The organism is Coleofasciculus sp. F4-SAH-05 (assembly GCF_040222985.1).
GTDB lineage: Bacteria > Cyanobacteriota > Cyanobacteriia > Cyanobacteriales > Coleofasciculaceae > Coleofasciculus > Coleofasciculus chthonoplastes.
Genome location: NZ_JAVKBY010000002.1, coordinates 1 through 2,930, shown reverse-complemented (window position 1 = coordinate 2,930; position 2,930 = coordinate 1). Strand labels below are relative to the sequence as shown.

General features: G+C 42.5%; 1 protein-coding gene. It reads left to right on the top strand.

What is annotated here, in order from left to right:
• Positions 1-282 precede the first annotated feature (282 nt).
• Positions 283-2,610, top strand: a complete 2,328-nt coding sequence (locus RIG27_RS00095) for a hypothetical protein (RefSeq protein ID WP_446341284.1) — start codon at positions 283-285, stop codon at positions 2,608-2,610.
• The last annotated feature ends 320 nt before the right edge of the window (positions 2,611-2,930 follow it).

Here is a 2,930-nt window from a genome sequence, read left to right as displayed (position 1 = left end):
ATGCTTCGCTTTTTTGGCACGGGGGAGGACTAAGGATGCTTCGCTTTTTTGGCACGGGGGAGGACTAAGGATGCTTCGCTTTTTTGGCACGGGGGAGGACTAAGGATGCTTCGCTTTTGTTGCACGGGTGAGGGGTTGAGCTTAAGTTGACAGGGATGATAGACGTGCGCCCGATTCAATGGTAAAGTCTAATCCACAATTTTAGCTGGGTCAGTCCACTACTGACTGGTATGCTGGTGGGCAATGCCCACCCTACGGTATAACAATAACGTTTCTGGTTTCATGAATACCAGCCACCCCCCCCAGACAAGAGCGCAACGGATTGAGACGATCATCGAACAGCGCCAACCCCTAGTCCAAGATATACAACAGGTAGAAAGCCATCTCGCTCAACTTGCCACCGCCTTAGGCGAATTAGAACGGTATCGCCAACGGCTGGAGGTATCGTTCGGTGAGAATGAAATCCAAGAGACATTAAATACCCTTCATCTCTCCTATTTGTTGCAACAGCTTCACGTTGAATCCGAACATCTGAATAATCTACAAAAGCGCTTCTCACGTCCCACTTTAAATATCGGCGTTGTCGGATTAATGGGACAGGGAAAAAGCACATTACTGAAAACCTTAAGTGGACTGACTGACAATGAAATTCCAGCACTAGAAGGAGGCGCTTGTACGGCAGTTCGTAGCACAATTAAAAATCGGCAAGAGGAATCATCTAATCACAATAACTCTAGGGAAAAGACAACCCAATTTAATGGCGTCAGCTCCAGTTTATATGGTATTCAGGAGCAGATGGTTTTACCTAAACCTAGTCCCTCGGTTTACGTCGAAGTCACGCTGCATTCGGAATCATCATTTTTAAATGAAGTCATTTACCCCTATTACGATGAACTAGGTTTAGCAGAAAAACCGTATAGCTTAGAGGAATTCGCGAATCAGGTATTGCCCGAACAAGGAGTAGCCGGAGCAAGCCATGAAGAGATGTACAAACGCCTCTGCTACGATTATCATCAAAATCTCCGTCACTATCGATCTTTGCTTCAGTCGGGAAATCCGCGATCGCTAAAAATTCAGGCGGAAGAAATTACCGATTATGTGATGCAAAAGCGGGATGGTACTCAACAGAATCATTTAACCACATTCAAACACTTAGCAGTGAAAGAAGTTAAGATAGTTTGCCAGTTTCAAAATCCGGATGTGGGCAACATTGCCTTAGTAGATGTTCCGGGTTTAGGTGACTCCAAGTTAGGTGATGAAACGCTAATGTTAGAAACCTTGGGTAATGAAGTGGATGTGGTTTTGTTTATTAAACGACCTGATCCGCAGCGTTATCAGTGGCAACGCCTAGATACTCAGTTATATGATAAAGCGGCACAAGCGCTGAATGATCTAGAGAAACGGTCATTTATGATTTTAAATTATAGTCGAAGAACCGAGAATCTCAGAGCGTGTAAACGTCTTCAGCAAAATATTGATACGATTCAGGTAGTACAGACCGAAATAGCAGATTGTTCTGATCCAGATGATGCTAACCGAGTCTTTAATCAGGTTTTAGACTATCTGACAGTAAATATTCAAGACTTGGATAAGCGATACGCGAGTCGGTGTCAAAATAACCTACAACACTTGCATCAGCAGATTCACCAAGCACTGGAAAAATCGGTTCAAGCCTTGGGATATCATTCGGGCGAATCTCGCCAATTTAGACGATTATTTGAGCAACTCTCTCAGGAACTGATCCAAGGACTTTTAGAGCTGAGAAATCAGCTAAAAGAGCAATGTGAAGCCATTGATCCCGACTTTCAGGTGGCGGTGCAAACTGCATTGAAAAACTGTCAAACAGATAAAGGGATTCCAGAGACGGATCAGGAAATTATCAGCCGCAGTTGTGAGTTTGAGTTTAAAGAATCCTATCAAGCTATCTACCGCGTTTACATTCGGGAACTGCGAATTCATTTATCGCGGCATTTTTTACAAGTTGATCAAGGATTGAGACTATCGATTGATAAAGTGAAATCATTGGTGACTGATGTTTTAGTCAATCAAGGTAAGTTGGGCGAATTAACCTCAACCCGAGGTGCTGAGTTTCTCAAAGACATGGCAGATTTACTCGCACAACGGGGAAATCAATTAGAGTTAGGGTTTAGAACGCTTTGGGAGTTCGAGTTTTCCTACGGGAGTGTTTTGTTACATTTAATTCGCAAACAGCTTGATGAAATTCTGCAATCAGATATCGATTTAAGTCTGGTGGAAGTTTTCGGAATTTTACCTGATCCGTCCAATGCTTCAGAGGTACTCAGGAATCTGGAAAAACTGCATGAGCAAGCGGTGGCGGCTTGTCAGGAAACATTAAATAGTTGGCTAAACGCACCTAGTCAAGCTCGTTATTATATGGTGCAAGAGTTTATAGATTTGGTGATTTATGCCAGAGACATGAAGCGGGAGTGGGAAATTTTCCTGAGTGATGAGGATATTCGTTCAAAGGTTTGGTTAGAATTCAAGGAGTTAGAAACCCGGAAGCAAGACCAACAAAATTGGCGTCAGGCGGTGGCAAAAGTGGCAACAATGAATCAGGCGTCAGCGATGATGTTTATTGGGAATTTATAGTTAATTTAGTTATTTCTTTTTATTTACCCATGTTTAGGCGATCGCGACTGTGTTAAGTTTTGATAAGATAAATCTACACCAACCCATCTCTAGGGTAAAATTGAGGATATTTTATTCCCGGCAAAGCTAGATAAGCTGTTCGGTATTTAAACCTTAATTTCAACCAAGGTAAAATTGTTGTAATGCGAGCATCTTGCTCGCTACCTATTCCCAATTTAATCGCTACCTATTCCCAATTTAATCGCTACCTATTCCCAATTTAATCGCTACCTATTCCCAATTTAATCGCTACCTATTCCCAATTTAATCGCTACCTATTC